The 18,112-nt window shown below is 71.3% G+C and carries 18 protein-coding genes; 5 read left to right on the plus strand and 13 right to left on the minus strand.

Annotated features, from left to right (window positions below):
* Window positions 1-59: 59 nt before the first annotated feature.
* Window positions 60-371, minus strand: a complete 312-nt coding sequence (locus BMW78_RS11435; RefSeq protein ID WP_091759527.1) for a WhiB family transcriptional regulator — start codon at window positions 369-371, stop codon at window positions 60-62.
* Window positions 372-608: 237 nt separating this feature from the next.
* On the opposite strand from BMW78_RS11435, the gene BMW78_RS11440 reads away from it, so the two are divergent.
* Window positions 609-1,577, plus strand: coding sequence for a MerR family transcriptional regulator (locus BMW78_RS11440; RefSeq protein WP_177180359.1), 969 nt, complete (start codon window positions 609-611; stop codon window positions 1,575-1,577).
* A 76-nt stretch (window positions 1,578-1,653) separates the two neighbouring features.
* Here the strand turns inward: BMW78_RS11440 and BMW78_RS11445 are convergent, their stop codons facing one another.
* Window positions 1,654-2,862 carry an alpha/beta hydrolase gene (locus BMW78_RS11445; protein WP_091759532.1) on the minus strand — a complete coding sequence of 403 codons (1,209 nt, stop codon included), beginning with the start codon at window positions 2,860-2,862 and terminating at the stop codon, window positions 1,654-1,656.
* A gap of 458 nt (window positions 2,863-3,320) precedes the next feature.
* Here BMW78_RS11445 and BMW78_RS11450 point away from each other — a divergent pair, with 458 nt between their 5' ends.
* Entirely contained in the window at window positions 3,321-4,427 is a 1,107-nt protein-coding gene (locus BMW78_RS11450) for a hypothetical protein (RefSeq protein WP_091759535.1), read from the plus strand.
* Window positions 4,428-4,546: 119 nt separating this feature from the next.
* Here BMW78_RS11450 and BMW78_RS11455 read toward each other — a convergent pair whose 3' ends face one another.
* The 9 genes from BMW78_RS11455 to BMW78_RS11495 form a co-directional block, all read right to left on the minus strand.
* The gene (locus BMW78_RS11455) at window positions 4,547-5,041 is read right to left on the minus strand and encodes a pyridoxamine 5'-phosphate oxidase family protein (RefSeq protein WP_091759538.1); all 495 of its coding nucleotides are present in this window, start codon (window positions 5,039-5,041) and stop codon (window positions 4,547-4,549) included.
* A 58-nt stretch (window positions 5,042-5,099) separates the two neighbouring features.
* A complete protein-coding gene (locus tag BMW78_RS11460; RefSeq protein WP_091759541.1) occupies window positions 5,100-6,800 on the minus strand; it encodes an AMP-binding protein in 1,701 nt (566 codons plus the stop codon).
* A gap of 137 nt (window positions 6,801-6,937) precedes the next feature.
* Window positions 6,938-8,137, minus strand: a complete 1,200-nt coding sequence (locus tag BMW78_RS11465) for a pyrophosphate--fructose-6-phosphate 1-phosphotransferase (protein WP_091759544.1) — start codon at window positions 8,135-8,137, stop codon at window positions 6,938-6,940.
* Window positions 8,138-8,177: 40 nt separating this feature from the next.
* Window positions 8,178-9,077: a L,D-transpeptidase family protein gene (locus BMW78_RS11470; protein ID WP_091759546.1), complete on the minus strand. Its 900-nt coding sequence runs from the start codon at window positions 9,075-9,077 to the stop codon at window positions 8,178-8,180.
* Window positions 9,078-9,084: 7 nt separating this feature from the next.
* Window positions 9,085-10,050: a M15 family metallopeptidase gene (locus BMW78_RS11475; protein ID WP_091759549.1), complete on the minus strand. Its 966-nt coding sequence runs from the start codon at window positions 10,048-10,050 to the stop codon at window positions 9,085-9,087.
* Between the two features lie 69 nt (window positions 10,051-10,119).
* Window positions 10,120-10,995 (minus strand): LytR C-terminal domain-containing protein, encoded by an 876-nt coding sequence (locus BMW78_RS11480; RefSeq protein WP_177180360.1) that lies wholly within the window; start codon window positions 10,993-10,995, stop codon window positions 10,120-10,122.
* Window positions 10,996-11,204: 209 nt separating this feature from the next.
* Entirely contained in the window at window positions 11,205-11,546 is a 342-nt protein-coding gene (locus BMW78_RS11485) for a MazG nucleotide pyrophosphohydrolase domain-containing protein (RefSeq protein ID WP_143056229.1), read from the minus strand.
* 1 nt (window position 11,547) lies between these two features.
* Entirely contained in the window at window positions 11,548-12,639 is a 1,092-nt protein-coding gene (locus tag BMW78_RS11490; RefSeq protein WP_342707730.1) for an aspartate-semialdehyde dehydrogenase, read from the minus strand.
* Entirely contained in the window at window positions 12,636-13,907 is a 1,272-nt protein-coding gene (locus tag BMW78_RS11495) for an aspartate kinase (RefSeq protein WP_091759554.1), read from the minus strand. The genes BMW78_RS11490 and BMW78_RS11495 overlap by 4 nt, the downstream gene beginning before the upstream one ends.
* A 215-nt stretch (window positions 13,908-14,122) precedes the next feature.
* On the opposite strand from BMW78_RS11495, the gene BMW78_RS11500 reads away from it, so the two are divergent.
* The 3 genes from BMW78_RS11500 to BMW78_RS11510 all read left to right on the plus strand — a co-directional run bounded on the left by BMW78_RS11500 (window position 14,123) and on the right by BMW78_RS11510 (window position 16,887).
* A complete protein-coding gene (locus tag BMW78_RS11500; RefSeq protein ID WP_091759557.1) occupies window positions 14,123-15,070 on the plus strand; it encodes an ABC transporter ATP-binding protein in 948 nt (315 codons plus the stop codon).
* A complete protein-coding gene (locus BMW78_RS11505; protein ID WP_091759560.1) occupies window positions 15,067-16,173 on the plus strand; it encodes an ABC transporter permease in 1,107 nt (368 codons plus the stop codon). The genes BMW78_RS11500 and BMW78_RS11505 overlap by 4 nt, the downstream gene beginning before the upstream one ends.
* 138 nt (window positions 16,174-16,311) lie before the next feature.
* The gene (locus tag BMW78_RS11510) at window positions 16,312-16,887 is read left to right on the plus strand and encodes an NADPH-dependent FMN reductase (protein ID WP_091759562.1); all 576 of its coding nucleotides are present in this window, start codon (window positions 16,312-16,314) and stop codon (window positions 16,885-16,887) included.
* Between the two features lie 24 nt (window positions 16,888-16,911).
* Here the strand turns inward: BMW78_RS11510 and BMW78_RS11515 are convergent, their stop codons facing one another.
* Complete coding sequence (locus tag BMW78_RS11515) at window positions 16,912-17,466, minus strand: DUF5063 domain-containing protein (protein WP_091759564.1); 555 nt, start codon at window positions 17,464-17,466, stop codon at window positions 16,912-16,914.
* Window positions 17,459-18,058 (minus strand): recombination mediator RecR, encoded by a 600-nt coding sequence (gene recR / locus BMW78_RS11520; protein ID WP_091759567.1) that lies wholly within the window; start codon window positions 18,056-18,058, stop codon window positions 17,459-17,461. Before recR ends, BMW78_RS11515 begins: the two co-directional genes overlap by 8 nt.
* Window positions 18,059-18,112 lie beyond the last annotated feature (54 nt).

Genomic DNA, 18,112 nt, shown 5'->3' on the forward strand with positions numbered 1-18,112 from the left:
ATCACAGAGGCCCTTCACCGAGTCGGTGAAGGGCCTCTCTTTCCAGCTGGCTGGTGCCGTCAGCTGGCGATGCTGCCGGTGCCGGGGGCCACGCCCGGCTGCTCGCCGAGCAGGGCGCGCCGCTCGTCGGCGTTCAGCCCACCCCACACACCGTGGCTCTCGCGCACCTCCAGCGCATGCTGCAGGCACGCGTCGACGACCGGGCAGCGGGCGCAGAACGCCTTCGCGGCCGCCTCACGCTGACGGCGCTTGGCACCGCGCTCGGACTGCGGGGAGAAGAACGTCTCCGGGTCGGCCTCGTTGCACGCCCCGTCGAACTGCCACTCATAGCTCTCGATGATCGGCATCGGGAGTCGCTTGATGTACGCCATGACGATCCTCTTCCAAAACTTCGGGTCCAGCACCCCACCGGCGCCGAACTGGTTCAAAACCTACTCAGAATGTTGTTCAGAACGCAAGACGTGTTGAACAGGTTATGCTGTTCCGCAGCCGGGTACCGTTACCGGACGAAATGGAGGAGGGTCGTGGACACCAAGGACCGACCAGAGGAGCGAACCGGAAGCCGGGATGCCGCTCACGAGGTGGCCCCCGCGTCCGGATCCACAACCATGACGACCACACCGAGCGACGACAGCAAGGGCCTTCCCATCCCGCACACGGCGCTGACGTGGAGTGTGGGCGGGGTCGCCGAACGCCTCGACCTGGCCCCCTCGACCCTGCGCACCTGGGACCGCCGCTACGGCATCGGCCCCTCCCAACGCACCGAGGGCGGCCACCGCCGCTACGACGAGGTCGACATCCAACGCGTGCGCCTGATGGCCCAGCTCACCGGCCGCGGCGTGCCCGCCGGCACCGCCGCCCGCGTCGCCACCTCCGTCGACGCCGCCGGCCTGGCCTCCGCCCTCGCGCCCAACACCCCCACCACCACCGGCGGCCACCCCGGCGCCCACTCCGCCGTCGAGGCCATCGTCTCCTCCGCCGCCGCCCTGGACGCCGACGGCCTGGCCCGCATCTACCAACGCGTCACCCGCGAGTCCGACCTGGTCTCCGCCTGGACCTCCGTCCTGGCCCCCGCCCTGCGCAAGATCGGCGAACGCTGGTCCGACGGCTCCCTCGGCGTGGACTCCGAACACCTCGCCTCCGAGCTGCTCGTCACCGAGCTGCGCTCCCTGACCCGCGCCAACCGCGCCCGCATCGGCGGCCGCCGCGAGGTCGTCCTCGCCAGCGCAGACGAGGAACAGCACTACCTGCCCCTGGTCGCCGTCGAAGCCGAGCTCTCCCTCCAAGGCATCGGCTGCCTCTTCCTCGGCCCCCGCGTCCCCGCCGAAGCCCTGATCGACCTCGTCGGCCGCTCCACCCCACCGGTGGTCTTCCTCTGGGCCTCCATCACCCGCCCCGCCACCGACCCCCTGTGGACCGCCCTGTCCTCCATCGAGCGCCCCCTGACCCTGGTCATCGGCGGACCCGGCTGGCCCGAGGACCTCACCACCACCTCACCCAACGTCACCCTGCGCCGCGCCGCCACCCTCGACCAGGCCTGCGAAGCCCTCACCACCGCCGTCCTCCCCGCAGGCTGAGACCCGCAGGCTGAGACCCGCAGGCTGGGCCCCTCAGGCTGAGCGACCCCAGGCCGCCGGACGCACACCGTGGCGGTCACGCGCCCGCCAGGTGGTTGGTGACCCAGTCGAGGGCACCGGGCATGAGGTAGCCCCAGGAGCCGAAGTTGTGCCCACCGCCGGGCACGTAGATGACGTGGGCCGTCATCGGCGCGTGCACCAGGGCTGCAAAGCGACGGGTGTCGGCGACGCCGCTCGGGCCGCGCTCGGCGGTGCCGATGGTCATCATGAGGGACACCGGCGGCACGGTCTGGTGGGTGACGAGCCACTCGGGGTTGTTGAGGTCGCGAAGCACCGAGGACCCACCCCACAGGTCGCCGGTCGTCCCGTCCTTGAGCGCGTGGTAGTAGCCGGAGAACGACACGGCCGTGGGGAACAGGTCGGACCGGGTCAGCGCCATCTTCGTGGCGCAGTAGCCGCCGGTGGAGGCACCGATCGCCGCCCAGCCGGTGGGCCGGACCCGCGCCAGCTGCTCGACGGCCGACGGCACGTCCTGTGTCAGGTAGGTCAGGGTCTGCGGGCCCCCGGGGACGTTGGTGCACTCGGTGTCGCGGGGTGGGGCGACCGTGGGGCGCAGCATGACGAGCACCGTCGGCTTCGCCCGGTGGGCGTCGATCTCCCTCAGCAGCACGTTGGGGTAGTGCAGGCGGAAGACCAGTGCCGTCGTCGTGCCGGGGTACCCGCTCAACACCTCCGCGACGGGGAAGAGGGTGTGCCGGTAGGCCGGTTGGAAGTACTGCGGCGGCAGCCACACCAGGGCAGGGGTGCTCAGTCCCGACCGGGCCCCCTGCACCGTGACGGCCTCGAGCCGGCCGCGGGAAGCCCACTGTGACGGGGGCGCCCACGCAGCAGCGAGCCGCGCCGAGTCACCGATGGTCTCGGCCCGCACCGCCTTGGGTATGCCGTGTCCCTTGAAGGCGAAGTGCAGGCCGGCGACGTGCAGCGCGGACGTTGAGGGCCCCGACGCTCCGGAGGCGCCCCCGGAGCCGCCGACGGTGACCACGGTCGGCTTGCTGTCCTTCCCCAACAGCTCCGCCCACGACCCGTAGAAGTAGCCGTAGTCGTTGACCACGGCCGCGACCAGCAGGAGCGCGGTGACCTGGGTGCCCAGGAGCAGCCCGAGCCGCTGGGCCAGCCGCAGAGCCGGGGCACCCCGCACGCGGGTCCAGAGCAGCATCGCCGCGACCACCGCCGCCGTGGTCAACGTCGCCAGCACCGCCACCAATGGCCAGCCGAGCAGGCTCATCGCGTCCTCCTGAGAGTCTTCCTCCTTGACGGTGCGCCTCCATCATGGGAGCCGTGTGGACGCTGCCTGAGTGTCCGCTGGGAAATCGGCAAGGGCCAGGATTCCCTTGTGATACCGGGACTTTCGGCCATGTCCGCGCTCTCACGGCGGCATACGGTGAAGGTGTCGGGGGATGAACGAGCCCCGGAAACCCCGGGGTGGGCACACGGCCTGCTGTGGTGGGACGTGGTCCGGCCGACGCAGCAGGGGGGTGAGCCCTCATTCCCAATGGGGAGGGACTCCTGATGCGTAGAGTCCTGACATTCCTGTCGGCCCTGCTCCTCGGTCTGAGCAGCCTGTTCCTGGCTCCGGTCATGGCATTGGCTCACCCTGCACCGGGTCCCGGGCCGATCAGTGGCTATGCGGCAGGTGACGCCGTGCTCGGAACTGGAGCATCGGCACAACACCTGACGTTCGCCATGGTCGACAGCAGCCACGGTGACCGGGGCACCATCTCGTACACCAACGCTGCTGCAGGCGTCGCCTACAACGCCAGTGTGATGGCCGTCGAGGCCACCAACAGTGGCGCACGCTTCGCCTACACCGTCCCGTCGACGGCACCCGCCTCCGTGCGGGGCCTCATCATCGTCTGGCAGGTCAAGGACAACTCGCCCGACACCGCGGCCTTCAAGGTTGCGGCTTCGACGAACCAGGCCCTTGACATGGTGGACCACGGCTTCATGCCGACCAACAGCTACACCGTCAGCAGCGGCGGGCTGGACACGGCATGGGCGTCCACCTACGGACAGAGGGGCTTCGCCCTGGGCAACGCCGCCTTCGGGACCTCGCCGAGCCAGCACCTCGCCTTCGTGGTGCTCGACTACGGCATGACCGGTGACACCGGGGTCGCGTTCTACGCGAACCTGACCTCGCCGCTCACCTACCAGGCGCCGACTCCTGTCGTGCGCGTCGACGGCCACTCGGCATGGTTCGCCTACACGATCCCTGCCGGCTCCTCGCTCGCTGGAACGAACGTGGCGTGGAAGGTCACCGACAACGCGCCTGACATGGTCGGCTTCTCGGTCGCCCCGTCGGCCAGCGCTGCCGCCATGATGGTGAACGCGGGCTTCTCGCCCACGAACGCCTACAACGTCAGCACTGGGGACATCGCCGTCGTACAGCTGCGGCCCGCGCCTCGGCTGCTCGGCCACGCCAGCGGTGACGTGTGGTTCGGCCCTCGTGGGGCCCGCCAGATGATGTCCTTCGCGGTCTACGACTACGCGTTCGCCCCTGACCGGGGTTCCGTCGCGTACCGCAACCTCAGCGCCGGCATCGCCTACCGGGCCTACGTCCACGACGTCCGGGTCACGCCTCACACGGCGTACTTCGACTACGTGGTCCCGACCGGTTCGCTCAAGGGCACGATCCTGGTCTGGAAGGTCTCCGACCACGGCAAGCGCCACGACCACGTCGGCTTCTCGGTCGCGTCGTCGCTCAGCGCAGCCCAGTCGATGGTTGAGCACGGCTTCACGCCGACCAACCAGTACACCGTGACGCGCGGCAACCTGACGGTTCACATGCCGTGAACCAAGGGGCTGCAACGCTCACATCGCTGCCCGCACCGGCCCAGGCCGGGGCGGGCAGCCCCTGTGTGCAGAGCCGGTATGCCGCGGCCGACCTTCGCGGCGGCACCGGCCCTGCGGCGTCAGAGGTCGACGACGCGGTTGTCGCCCTCGAACCGCTCGCCCGTCACCTTGGCCTTGACCAGGTTCACCACCTGGGTCACCTTGCTGCCCGGTGAGTCCCAGTACTCCGCGGTGTCGGCCGACACGTGCACCAGCACGTTGTCCGGGTTCTCGGGGCCGCCCTCGAGCCAGGCGTCGGTGAAGGTGTTCCAGTACTCGCGCAGGCGGTCCGCGTCGTCGACCACCTCGGCCGTGCCGGCCACCGAGACCCACGACGAGCTGCTCGAGTAGCCGACGTTGACGCGTGGGTCGTGCTGCAGGTTGCGCGTGTGCTCGGCCGAGCGCTCGGTGATGAACCAGATGTCGCCGTCCCAGTCGACGTCCTGGGTGGCCATCGGCCGGCTCACCAGGCGCCCCTGGGCGTCGGTGCTGGTCAGCATCGCCACCCGGATGTCCTTGACCAGGTCGGCCACCTTGGCGGCTGCCTCGTCCCTGCTGCTCGTCTGCTCGCTCATGCCACCACCCTCCGACAGGGCGGCCGAACCCGCATGCCGAGTGGGGACGGCTGTCGGGTCAGCCCCTGATCTCGGGGAAGTCCTCGTCGCGGAACTCCTCCGAGAGGCTGTGCCCGCCCTCGAACGCCTTCGCCTCGCGGTCACGCAGCTCGACCCGGCGGATCTTGCCCGAGATGGTCTTGGGCAGCTCGTAGAACTCGACCCGGCGCACCCGCAGGTAGGGGGCGAGGTTCTCGCGGGCGTGCCGCAGGATCTCGCGGGCGGTGTCGCGGTTCGGCTCCCAGCCCGGGGCGAGCGCGATGTAGGCCTTCGGGACCGCCAGCCGCGTCGGGTCCGGCGCCGGCACCACCGCAGCCTCGGCGACCGCCGGGTGCTCGATGAGGACGCTCTCGAGCTCGAAGGGCGAGACCTTGTAGTCGCTGGCCTTGAACACGTCGTCGGTGCGGCCGATGTAGGTGATGTAGCCCTCGGCGTCCCGCTGGGCGACGTCGCCGGTGTGGTACCACCCGCCGTGCATGGCCTCCTCCTGGCGCACCGGGTCGCCGAGGTAGCCGGTCATGAGGTTGACCGGGTGCTGGGAGAGGTCGAGCACGATCTCGCCCTCCTCGGCCGGTTCGCCGCTCAGCGGGTCGATGAGCGCCACGGGAACGCCGGGCATGGGGCGCCCCATCGAGCCGGGCTTGAGCCGCTCCCCCGCCACGTTGCCGATCTGCAGGGTGGTCTCGGTCTGGCCGTAGCCGTCGCGGATGGTCAGGCCCCAGGCCTTCTCGACCTGCGCGATGACCTCGGGGTTGAGCGGCTCACCGGCGCCGAGCAGCTCACGCAGCGACCCCGGTCCGCCGGCGAGGTCGGCCTGGATGAGCATGCGCCACACCGTCGGCGGCGCGCAGAAGGTCGTCACGCCGGCCCGGCGTATCTGGTCGAGCAGGGCGGCCGCGTCGAAGCGCGTGTAGTTGTAGACGAAGATCGTCGCCTCGGCGATCCACGGTGCGAAGAAGCACGACCACGCGTGCTTGGCCCAGCCCGGCGAGCTGATGGCGAGGTGCACGTCGCCCGGCCGCACCCCGATCCAGTACATCGTGCTCAGGTGGCCCACCGGGTACGACACCTGGGTGTGCTCGACCAGCTTGGGCTTCGACGTCGTCCCCGAGGTGAAGTACAGCAGCAGCGGGTCCGACGCCGCGGTGACGGTCTCGAACGGCCGGCCCTGCACGGCATACGCGTCGGAGTAGGTCTCCCAACCGGGGGCACCGCCCACAGCAACCCGCAGGTAGTCGCCGGGCACCTCCTCGAACTTCGCGGCGTCGGCCGTGTTGGCGACCACGGCCCGCGCCCCGCCGCGGTCCACCCGGTCGCGCAGGTCGGCCGAGCCGAGGGCGGCGGTGGTCGGCATGACCACGGCCCCGAGCTTGAAGACGGCGAGCATGGTCTCCCACAGCTGGACCTGGTTGCCGAGCATGAGGAGCACGTGGTCGCCCTTGCGGACGCCGAGCGACTCCAGCCACACCGCCACCTGGTCGGAGCGGGTGGCCATCTCGTCGAAGGTCAGCTTCGTCTCCGACCCGTCCTCCTCGACGATCCAGAGCGCACAGGCGTCGTTGCCGCGGGCGATGGCGTCGAACCAGTCCACGGCCCAGCTGAACCGCTCGCCCACGTCGGGCCAGCGGAACTCCGCGAGCGCGCGGTCGTGCTGGCCCTGCAGGGCCAGGAGCGCGTCCCGTGCCTGCCGGTATGCCGTGGTGCTGGCCTGCTCTGCCATTTCAGGTGCCCCTTCGCGTCCCACCGGCCGCGCCGAGCGCGGCGACCACTGTCGTGTCCGTCTCGCACCCTGCTGCACCGCGGCCGTCTCGGCAACCACCCCTCGCCGAATGGTCTCGGTGACCCGACGACCGGGGCTCAGGCCTGGCCGAGGTCGGCGAGCAGCTCCGTGAACCACGCGGTGGAGGTGTCGAACGCCTTGCCGCCCTTGATCCGGTCGAACTCCACCGCACGCAGCTCGTCGCCGCGCTCCTCGTCCTGCCCCACGACGCCGGACTCCCCGCGCAGCGCGGCGTCGACGGCGTGGTCGGTGCACCGCTTGATCAGGGCGAGGTCGGCGTCGTTCGAGGCCGCCGAGCGGGAGAAGTAGCCACTCTTCTGCACCAGCACCTTCTCGGCGCCGAGCTGGGCGGCGAACTGCTTGGCGAACCACTGGCCGGGGTTGATCTTGTCGATCTGCACGTGGCCGAACGGGTCGCGGGTGACCTGCTCGCCCGCGGCCTCCATGGCCTCGACCACCTCGTTGACGCCGGCTCCCTCGGAGAGGAAGAGGTTCACGCAGTCGTACTCGTCCATGACCGCACGCAGCCGCTTGGCCTCGGCTGCGATGTCGAACGGCCGCTCGGGCACGTAGACGCCGTGCACGTCCCAGCGGCGGGGGTCGTTCTCGAGCCAACCCGACCACTCCTGGGCCTTCACCCACTCGTGGTGCTCGCGGGCGGTCGCCGCAGCCAACCAGCCGCAGTGCCGGCCCATGACCTCGTGGACGATGAGCATGCGCGGGTTCGAGGTGTGCTCGGCGATGATGTTGCGGGCGAAGACGGCGCCCTGCTCGGCGGCCGTCCAGGCGCCGAGGGACTGCCGGATCGGGATGATGTCGTTGTCGATGGTCTTCGGCAGGCCGACGACCGTGAGCTCGTAGTCGTTCTGGTGCAGGTAGGCCGCGAGGTCGGCGGCGGTGCCGTTGGTGTCGTCACCGCCGATGGTGTGCAGCACGTCGACGCCGTCGCGCTCGAGCTGCTCGGCCGCCACGTGCAGGGGGTCCTGTCCCTCCTGCACCAGCCCCCGCTTCACGCAGTCCTCGACGTTGGTCAGCTTCACCCGGCTGTTGCCGATCGGGCTGCCACCGAACCGGTGCAGCAGGTGCGCCTCGGCGCGAACCTCGTCGGTGACCTCCACCGAGTCGCCGGTGAGCAGCCCGGCATACCCGTTGCGGTAGGCGATGATCCGCACGTCCGGGGCCACCTCGGTGTAGCGCTCGATCAGCCCCCCGACGGCCGAGGAGAGGCAGGGCGCGAGCCCGCCGGCGGTCAGCATGGCGACAGTACGCACGGTCATGGCCCTACTCTGCCGGGTCGCGCTGCGACCTGCCAGCGGCTCAGCGGATCGCCATCACCGCGCCGGAGCGCTCCCACCGCAGCACCGCCAGCAGGCCCCGGGTCGGGATGGAGACGCAGCCGGCCGTGCCGGCGCCCTTGTCGACGTGGAAGAAGATCGCCGAGCCCTTGCCGGGCACGCGTGCCTCGTTCCAGCCGATCACCTGCGCATAGTTGTATGCCGGCTGGTTCAGCAGCTTCTCCGCGCTCGCCCAGCGCCCGTTGGCCGGGGTGCGCTGGTGGGTGTTGTAGAGCGAGGAGGCGGGGTCGTCGACCCACACGTCGCGGCTGTCGACCCGCAGCCAGCTGCCGACCCGCAGGCCGGGGTCGGCGTAGGCGCCGAAGCCCCCACGGAGCGGGAACACCCCGGCGGGGGTCCTCATGTCGCCCTCGCGCTTGCTGTACGTGATCCCGTTGCGGCCGACGTGCCCGTAGTAGGGGCCGAGCTCGGTGGTGTAGCCGCCCGAGGTCCGCCGGCAGGCGCGCACGGTGGCGCTCGACCCGGCGGCCTCGACGAGCACGACCTGCGCCGCCGTGACCCCCGACGGCACCCGGCAGCGGTTGACTGGAGCGGCAGGCTTCGGAGCGATCGGCTTCGGAGCGGCGGTCGCCCGCCGGGTGGAGCGGCTCGCGGTCGGGGTGGCCGTCCGGGTGGTGGGGGCCTCCGGCTTCGGCTTCGGCCTGGTCGTGCTCGGTGAGGGCGTCGGGGTGCGGCTGGTCGTCGGGGTCGACAGGGTGCGACTGGTCGCGCTCGAGGTGCTCGCGCTCGGGGAGGAGGGCCGAGGGGCAGCCTGGTCGGCCCCGCCACAGGCGGTGAGGAGCAGGGCAGCCGCGCCAACCACGGAGGCCAGCCGCGCGGCATACCGGCTCGGGTGCGGGGAGGTGCTGGGGCGATGGGTCATGGAGTGCTCACCGGGCGTCGAAGTGCTGGTAGTCGGGCTGGGCCCACAGGCCGCCCCAGCGCAGGCCCTGGCTGGTGAAGGCGCGCACGGCGGGGCTGCTGCTGGAGGAGAACACGCCGGGCGCGGGGCTGCGGCGGCGGGCCCACCAGGGGTCGGGGTAGACGGTGCCGTCGGCGGCGAGGTAGGGGTTCTCGAAGTCGTTGACGTCGATGGCGGTGCCATAGGCGTGGTTGGACCAGCGCTTGGACGCCTCCTCGCCGCCGACGTAGCGGCAGTTGAAGGCGGAGGTGTTGTCGGCGTCCATCGCCGCGTAGTCGTTGGCGCCGGGACCCTTGGGGTTGCGGCCCCAGGTCGAGTCCATCGGGCGCATCTGGCGGACCCGGAAGCGCAGGTCGTAGAGGCGGGTGAACGCAGCCACGGCCTGGCCCGCGACGGTGCGGTTGACGACGAGGGCCCCGCGCGAGCGCTTGCCGTCGAAGCCCCAGAAGTTCACGGTGACGAGGCGCAGGCTGCTGCGGCCGACCGGGCAGCCCGGGGCCCACGAGTACCCCGCCATGCGGTTCCACAGTGCGTCCGGGACGGGGGCGACCACCGCGTTGGCGCCGCGACCCTCGGCAGGGTTGTTGCGCGGGAAGCGGACCGTCGGCTGCGGGCCGGTGGCCGGCACCGGGGCGAGCGCCTGCCCTTCGCCCGAGGCCGTGCCCTTCAGGCGGGTCGGCGTCGTGCCGGCCCTCGTCGGCGCGGCGGTGCGGGTCGTCGTGCGGGCTGCACTGCTGGGGGTCGGTCGTGACGTCGTCGTGCTCGGCGGCTCGGTCGTCGACGAGGCGGAGGCCGAGGAGGGCGTCGGGGCGGCGCTGGAGGCGGTCGCGCCGGGGCGTGCCTGGCCGGCGTCTCCCCCACAGCCGGCAAGCAGCACGGTCAGCAACGACGCCGATGCCAGGGCCACGGACGCGGGGCGCGGGCGGGACGTCATGGGGCACCATCGTGCCCGCCGGTCCCGGTCAGGCCAAATGCGTCCGGCGGCTGGTCGGGGCGGCCGGGCTCAGTTGTCGCTGCACGGGCGGGCGACGGTCGGCGTGGCCTGCTTCGGCCGCGGCGCCGGCGCCGGCACCTGGGCCAGCGGGGTCAGCCCGGTGAAGGCGTTGCCGATGACGACGTCGACCTTCGTGCCCGCGCGTCCGTCCTTCAGGAGGGTCGCCTTGGGGATGTGCTGCGCGACGATCTTGGCGGCGAGGTCCCCCTCCTCGCCGAAGCGGATCAGCGCCGTGCCCATCTGCAGGGTCTTCAGGGGGTCGTTCGAGACCTCCTTGACCTTGAAGCCGCGCTGCTTGAACTCCTTGGCGACCGTGCTCGCCAGGCCCTCGCGGAACGTCGTGTTGTAGACGTTCATGGTGATCTCGCGCGGCAGCGGGTCGAACCGCGGCGGCAGCGGCACAATCTCCTTGTAGCCCAGGCCCACGACGACGTCGACGCTCTTGCTCACGCGGCCGTCGTCCTGGAACAGCTCGGCGCCCGGGATCTGCTGCTGGACGAGCAGGGCCTGGTCGAGGAACTTCGGGCCGTAGTGGACGACCGCGGGCTGGGTGACGTACCAGGTCTCGGGGGCGTTGGAGATGCCGCCGATGGAGAACTTGCGCTGCGACAGGCCCTTGGCGACCGTGGCCGCCATGCCGTCCCGGCCGGTGGCGTTGAGCACGTTGACCGTGAACGAGCTCCGCTTCGGGGCCGGGACCACCTGCGGGCTGCACGCGGCCTTCGGCGGTGTCGGCGTCAGCCACCCCTGGGAGTAGGCGGCCGAGACGGTCGCGGTGCCGAGCAGCACGCCGGGCAGGGTGACGAAGATCAGGATCTGGCGGGTCCGGTGCTTGCGCCGGCGCTCCTCGGGCGAGGGTTCCTGCGTCAGGTCCTGCTCGGTCATCTGTGCCCCCTGGTGGTGCTGAAGTCCTTGCGACAAGTGTGCACTCCAGTCACACCAGTCACATGAGAAACAACACCGTTGTAACCATGTCTTCACTGACCCGTGGCACCGGCGTGACCGAAGGCCCGCAGGACCCATCGTAGGAAAGCCGTGGGACAACCGGCAGAGCCGTTCGCCCCATGGCGCCTACGCCAACGGCATTAGCCCGTTCAGGCCGACGCGTCGTCGGCGAGGTGCGGAGCGTTGACGGCGCGGTAGGCCAGCCACTTGCGGTCGAGGGCGTCCTCGACGTCGACCCCGTGGTGGCGCGCGAAGAGCAGCAGCATGGCCAGCACGTCGGCCACCTCTGCCTCGAGGTCCTGCCGGAGCTCACCCGCCGAGCGGCCCTTGTCACGGCCCTGCCCGGTGGCCTGGAGGTAGGCCTGGGTCAGCTCCCCGACCTCCTCCTGCAGCTTGAGCAGGAACCACGGTGAGGTCCGCTCGACGCCGAAGCGCGCGGCATACTGCTGCGAGATCTCCTCGACCTCGTCGCTCCAGCCGGAGAGGTCCACGTCAGCGCACCACCGCGAGGTCCTTGGCGACCAGCTCGGCCACCTGCACCGTGTTGAGCGCGGCGCCCTTGCGCAGGTTGTCGCTGCAGATGAACAGCTCGATGGTGTGCGGGAAGTCGAGCGACTGCCGCATCCGCCCGACGAAGGTCGGGTCGGAGCCGACGATGTCGGCGGGGGTGGGGAACTCGCGCTGGTCGGGCTCGTCGAGCACCACCACCGACGGCGCCTCGACCAGCGCCTGGCGGGCGTCGGCGACCTTGATCGGCCGGGCGAAGGTGGCATGCACCGCCATGGAGTGGCCCGTCACGACCGGCACCCGCACGCAGGTCGCCGAGACCTTGAGGTCGGGCAGGCCGAGGACCCGGCGCGCCTCGTGGCGCACGGACAGCTCCTCCGAGGTCCAGCCGTCCTCGACGGGCCAGCCGATCCACGGCACGACGTTCAGGGCCAGCGGGGCCACGAACGGTGACTCCTCGTCGAGGCGGTCGCTGAGGGCGGCGCGGATGTCGCTGGCCTGCTGGCCGAGGCCCCGCTGCCCCGCGACGGCCTCGAGCTCGTCGTGCAGACGCTCGATCCCGGCCTGCCCCACGGAGGAGGCGGCGTGGTAGGTGGAGACGACCAGCTCGGTCAGCTCCCAGCCGCTGTGGAGCGCTCCGAGGGCGTCGATCATGGTCAGGGTGGCGCACGCGGGGTTGGCGATGATGCCCCGCGGCCTGTTGCGCACCTGCGCCGGGTTGACCGCCGCGGCCACCAGGGGCACGTCGGGGGCGGTCCGGAAGGCGCTGCTGCTGTCGACGACCACTGCTCCCCGGTCGACGGCGATCGGCGCCCACTGCGCGGCCACGTCCTCCGGGACGTGGAACAGGGCCACGTCGACGCCGTCGAAGACGTCGTCGGTGAGCTCCTGCACGACCACGTCGCGGCCGCAGACGGTCAGCGTGCGGCCGACCGACCGTGGTGAGCCGACCAGGCGGATCTCACCCCAGACGTCGGCCCGGTGGCTGAGCACCCGCAGCATCACGGAGCCCACGGCACCGGTCGCTCCCACCACGGCCAGGGTCGGCCTGGCCTGCTGTGGGGACCGGGAGATCACCGCCCGGTGCCTCCGTAGACGACGGCTTCCCCGTCGGCGGAGTCCAGCCCGAACGCCGTGTGGACCGCCCGCACCGCGTCGTCGAGCACGTCGACGCGGGTGACGACGGAGATGCGGATCTCGGAGGTGGAGATCATCTCGATGTTGACGCCGGCGTCGGCGAGCGCCTTGAACAGGGTGGCGGACACGCCGGGGTGCGAGCGCATGCCCGCGCCCACCAGCGACAGCTTGCCGATCTGGTCGTCGTACTGGAGCTGGGCGAACCCGACCTGCTCCTGGATCTTCTTCAGCGCCTGCACGCCGGTCTGGCCGTCGCTCTTGGGCAGGGTGAACGAGATGTCGGTCAGGCCGGTGGCGGTGGCCGAGACGTTCTGCACGATCATGTCGATGTTGACCGCCGCGTCGGAGACGGCCTGGAAGATCTCGGCGGCCTTGCCCGGGCGGTCGGGCACCCCGACGACGGTGATCTTGGCCTCGCTGCGGTCGTGGGCGACCCCGGCGATGATCGGCGCTTCCATCTCGTTCCCTTCGTAGAGGTTCGGGATCACCCAGGTGCCCTCGCTGTAGGAGAACGAGGAGCGCACGTGGATGGGCATGTCGTAGCGGCGGGCGTACTCGACGCAGCGGTGCAGCAGGATCTTGGCACCGGAGGCGGCGAGCTCGAGCATCTCCTCCGTGGAGATGCGGTCGACCTTGCGCGCCGTCGGCACGATCCGCGGGTCGGCGGTGAAGACGCCGTCGACGTCGCTGTAGATCTCGCAGACGTCGGCCTTGAGGGCGGCGGCGAGCGCCACCGCGGTGGTGTCGGATCCACCCCGGCCGAGCGTGGTGATCTCCTTGGTGTCCTGGCTGACGCCCTGGAAGCCGGCGACGATCACGATGTGCCCGTCGGACAGGGCGCTGGTGATGCGGCCGGGCGTGACGTCGATGATGCGGGCCTTGCCGTGCACCTCGTCGGTGATGACGCCGGCCTGCGACCCGGTGAACGACCGGGCGGTGTGGCCGAGGTTGGCGATGGCCATGGCGACCAGTGCCATCGAGATGCGCTCGCCCGCGGTGAGCAGCATGTCCATCTCGCGGGCCGGCGGCAGCGGGCTGACCTCCTGGGCGAGGTCGAGCAGCTCGTCGGTCGTGTCACCCATCGCCGAGACGACGACGCACACGTCGTTGCCGGCCTTCCGGGTCTCCACGATCCGCCGGGCGACGCGCTTGATGCTCTCGGCGTCGGCCAGGGACGAACCACCGTACTTCTGGACGACAAGGCTCACTGACTGCTCCGGTTCGGGTGGGCGGCGGAGCGGCCAGTCTAACGACCGTCCTCCCTGTGAGACGCCCCTGCCGTATGCCGGACGGCCGGCTCCCAGCCTCGTGCCACCTCTCCCTGGCGCCGCGCCTCGCCGGTCGAGGTAAACACGCCGGAGAGCCCCGGCGTGTTTACCTCGACCGGGGATGGAGGGGGTAGCTGCCCCGCTACCCTGCGCAGATGCTGACCGAGGGGGGCCCGACCAGCGGCGGGAGGGGCATCGAGGTGGCCGGCGTGCGCCGCGCCTTCGGTGACGTGCTCGCCGTCGACGACATCAGCCTGACGGCCCGGCCGGGCGAGGTGACCGCGCTCATCGGCCCCAACGGCTCCGGCAAGACGACGTTGCTGCTGATGCTGGCGAGCCTGCTGGTGCCCGACCGCGGGACCGTCCGCATCGACGGGCACGACCCGGTCACCGCACCTGCGGAGGTCCGGGCCCGGATCGGCTGGATGCCCGACGGCTTCGGCACCTGGGACGCCCTCACGGTGCGCGAGGTGCTCGAGACGATCGCCGCGGCATACCGGATCCCGGCGCCGCAGGCGCGGGAGCGCGCGGAGGCGCTGCTGCACACCGTGCACCTCGCCGACCTCGCCGACCGGCGCGCCCGGGTGCTCTCGCGCGGACAGAAGCAGCGCCTCGGCCTGGCCCGGGCGCTGGTCAACGACCCCAGCGTGCTGCTGCTCGACGAGCCGGCGTCGGGCCTGGACCCGCGCAGCCGGATCGAGCTGCGCGACATCCTGCGGTCGCTGGCCGCGGAGGGCCGCACGGTGCTGGTCTCCAGCCACATCCTCACCGAGCTCCAGGAGGTCGCCGACCGGGCGGTCATCGTCGCTCGCGGCCGCAGCATCGAGACCCAGCAGCTCGACGGCGAGGCGGTGACGACCGCGCTGGCGAGCTGGCGCATCGACAGCCTCGACCCGCTGCGGCTCACCGAGTTCCTCACCTCGCGGCACGTGCCGGCGCAGCAGGTGCACGGCGGGATGGTCGAGGTCGAGGTGGCCGGCGAGGAGAACGCCGCCCGGCTGCTCACCGACCTCATCGGCGCGGGGGTTCGCGTCACCGCCTTCACGCCGACCCGGGGCGCCCTCGAGTCGGCCTACCTCGCAGCGACGGAGGACCGACAGTGAGCTGGCACGGGATCAGCACGGTCGCCCGCCTCGAGCTGCGCCAGCGCGCCCGGGCCTCGAAGTGGGTGGTGGTGCTCGCCATCTGGTTCGCGGTCATCGCCCTGGTGTCGGTGCTCAGCTACCTCGCGCTCAACGACCCCGACGCCCGGTCGGGCGCCGCGATGTACGACGTCGTCATCTTCTTCGTGCTGGGCCTGGGCATGCTCGTGGTGCCGTCACTGACCGCCACGTCGATCAACGGCGACCGCGAGCACGGGGTGCTGGCCACCCTCCAGACGACCCTGCTGACCTCGGCCGACCTGGTGCTCGGCAAGCTGCTCGCGGCGTGGGCCATCTCGGGCGCGTTCCTCGTCACCGCCCTGCCGTTCCTGGCCTGGGCGTGGGTCGAGGGCGGTGTCTCGGTGGGGCGGATCCTGCTGGCGGTCGTGGTGCTCCTGCTGGTCCTGGCGGTGGTCTGCGCCCTCGGCCTGATGTTCTCCACCCTGACCGCGCGGCCCGTCGCCTCGGCCGTGCTGACCTACCTTGCGCTCGGAGCCCTCGTCTTCGGCACCGTCATCGGGTTCGGCCTCTCCGCCTTCCTCGTCAACAAGGAGGAGACGGTGCGGGTCTACGGCATACCGAACGACTTCTTCGACCAGAACGAACCGACCTATGACGCGAACGGCAACTTCGTGCCGGGAGCCGAGCGCGTGCCCACGAAGGCAGACTGCGTCGAGCACGACGAGACGCGCAACGTGACGCACACCGAGCGCATCTGGTGGATGCTGCCGCTCAACCCCTTCGTCGTGGTCGCCGATGCCGCACCGTCCGAGCCGCCGGCGAACCCCGACCAGGGCATGGGGTTCACCCCCATGCGGTGGATCAGCGAGGGCTCCCGGGCGGCTCGGGTCGGCGAGACCACTGAGCTTCGCCAGGAGTGCTGGGTCGACGGCCCGGCGGGCCAGCAGCCGGTCGACCCGAACGCCGCTGCCGCCAAGGACGCCGCCGTGTGGCCGTTCGGGCTGGTCTTCCTGCTGCTGGCCGGTGGGGGCGCCACCGCAGTGGCCGAGCGTCGCCTGCGCACCCCGATCCGCCGCCTGCCGAACGGCACGCGCATCGCCTGAGCCACCCGCTGCGTGGCCAACGGCACCCGAGTCGCCTCCTGCACCCGCCACCGGCTCCCTCTGTTGCCGACGCCGCCCCGGGGGCACAGGCTGGCAGGGGCCGGTGCCCTGCCGGCCCCGACTCGAAGGGTGGACAGCATGACGACGCACAAGGTCGGTTACTTCGTCGGCAGCCTCTCGCAGGACTCCATCAACCGGACGCTCTCCAAGGCACTGGTCCGGCTCGCGCCGTCGCACATGGAGATGACCGAGCTCCCCATCGGCGACCTGCCGCTCTACAACCGCGACCTCGACGGCAGCTACCCGGCGGCCGCGCAGGCCCTCAAGGACGCGATCGCCGCGGTCGACGGGGTGCTCTTCGTGACACCGGAGTACAACCGGTCGATCCCCGGCGCCCTGAAGAACGCGATCGACTGGGCCAGCCGACCGTGGGGCCAGAACTCCTTCGCCCGCAAGCCCAGCGCGACGATCGGCGCCTCACCGGGTGCGATCGGCACCGCGGTGGGCCAGCAGCACCTCAAGAGCATCCTCAGCTTCTGCAACTCCCCACAGATGAACGCCATCGAGGCCTACATCCAGTTCAAGCCGGGCGTGTTCGGCGACGACGGGTCGGTCAGCGACGAGGGCACCGAGGACTTCCTGCGCACCTACATGCACGAGTTCAACGAGTTCATCGCGCGGGTGCTGCAGGTGCTGCCACCTGACGAGGACTGAGCAGGCCTCACGCGGGCCGCGTCGTCACGGGTGCAGCGCGTCGAACTCCGCGTCGGCCACGGTCTCCTCGTCAGCGTCGAGCCGCACGTGGCTGAGCAGCGACAGCAGCACCCGGAGCGCCCGGGCGCCGGCGTCGCCCCACGACTGCACGTAGCTGAACTGCCACCACCACAAGGCCTCGGTGGTGCGCCCCTCCGCGTGGTGGCGCAGCCCGTGGACCAGTGCCGAGGCGATCTCGGCCAGGTCGTTGGAGACCGAGCCGCGCACCACGTCGACGTCGAGAAGCGGGTCGACCACGTGGGTGTAGTCGTCGAGGCCCTCGAAGAGGTTGGCCACCCCGGTGCGCAGCGGGTCGATGTCGGCGTCCGGACCGGGGTCGGGCTCGTAGCGCTCGGCCGGGACGACGTCCTGGATGGCTCCCAGCCGGGCCCCCATCAGCAGCACCTGCGAGAGGGCGAGCAGGGTCATCGGCAGCGCGGCATCGGGAGCCGCACCGGAGGCGACCTCCGTCATGGTGTCGAGGAACGCCTGTGCCTCGCGCGCGGACTCGTCGGCCAGCAGGCCCAGATCGTCAGGCATCGAGCAGTCTCCTTCCCTCGAAGGCTCGGCCGAGAGTGACCTCGTCGGCGTACTCCAGGTCGCCCCCGACCGGGAGGCCGGAGGCGAGTCGCGTGACCCTCAGCCCCATCGGGCGCAGGAACCGGGCCAGGTAGCTCGCGGTGGCCTCGCCCTCGAGGTTCGGGTCGGTGGCGATGATGATCTCGGTGACCTCACCGGAGGCCAGCCGCGTCATGAGCTCCTTGATCCGCAGGTCGTCGGGGCCCACGCCCTCGATGGGGCTGATCGCCCCGCCGAGCACGTGGTAGCGGCCGCGGAACTCGCGGGTGCGCTCGATGGCGACGACGTCCTTGGGCTCCTCGACCACGCAGATCGCCGAGCCGTCGCGGCGCGAGTCGGCGCAGATGCGGCACTTCTCGCCCTCCGCGACGTTGCCGCAGACCTCGCAGAAGCGGACCTTCTCCTTGACCTCGACCAGCGCGGAGACCAGGCGGCGCACGTCGGCGGGGTCGGCCTGCAGCAGGTGGAACGCGATCCGCTGCGCGCTCTTGGGCCCGACGCCGGGAAGGCGGCCGAGCTCGTCGATCAGGTCCTGGACCACACCCTCGTACACACCCTGAGCCTATGCCCTCGCGCCCTCCTCGGCGGGCGCGGCGCGGGCTGGTTC

It is taken from the genome of Pedococcus cremeus (assembly GCF_900111375.1).
In the GTDB taxonomy this organism is placed as follows: Bacteria; Actinomycetota; Actinomycetes; order Actinomycetales; family Dermatophilaceae; genus Pedococcus_A; species Pedococcus_A cremeus.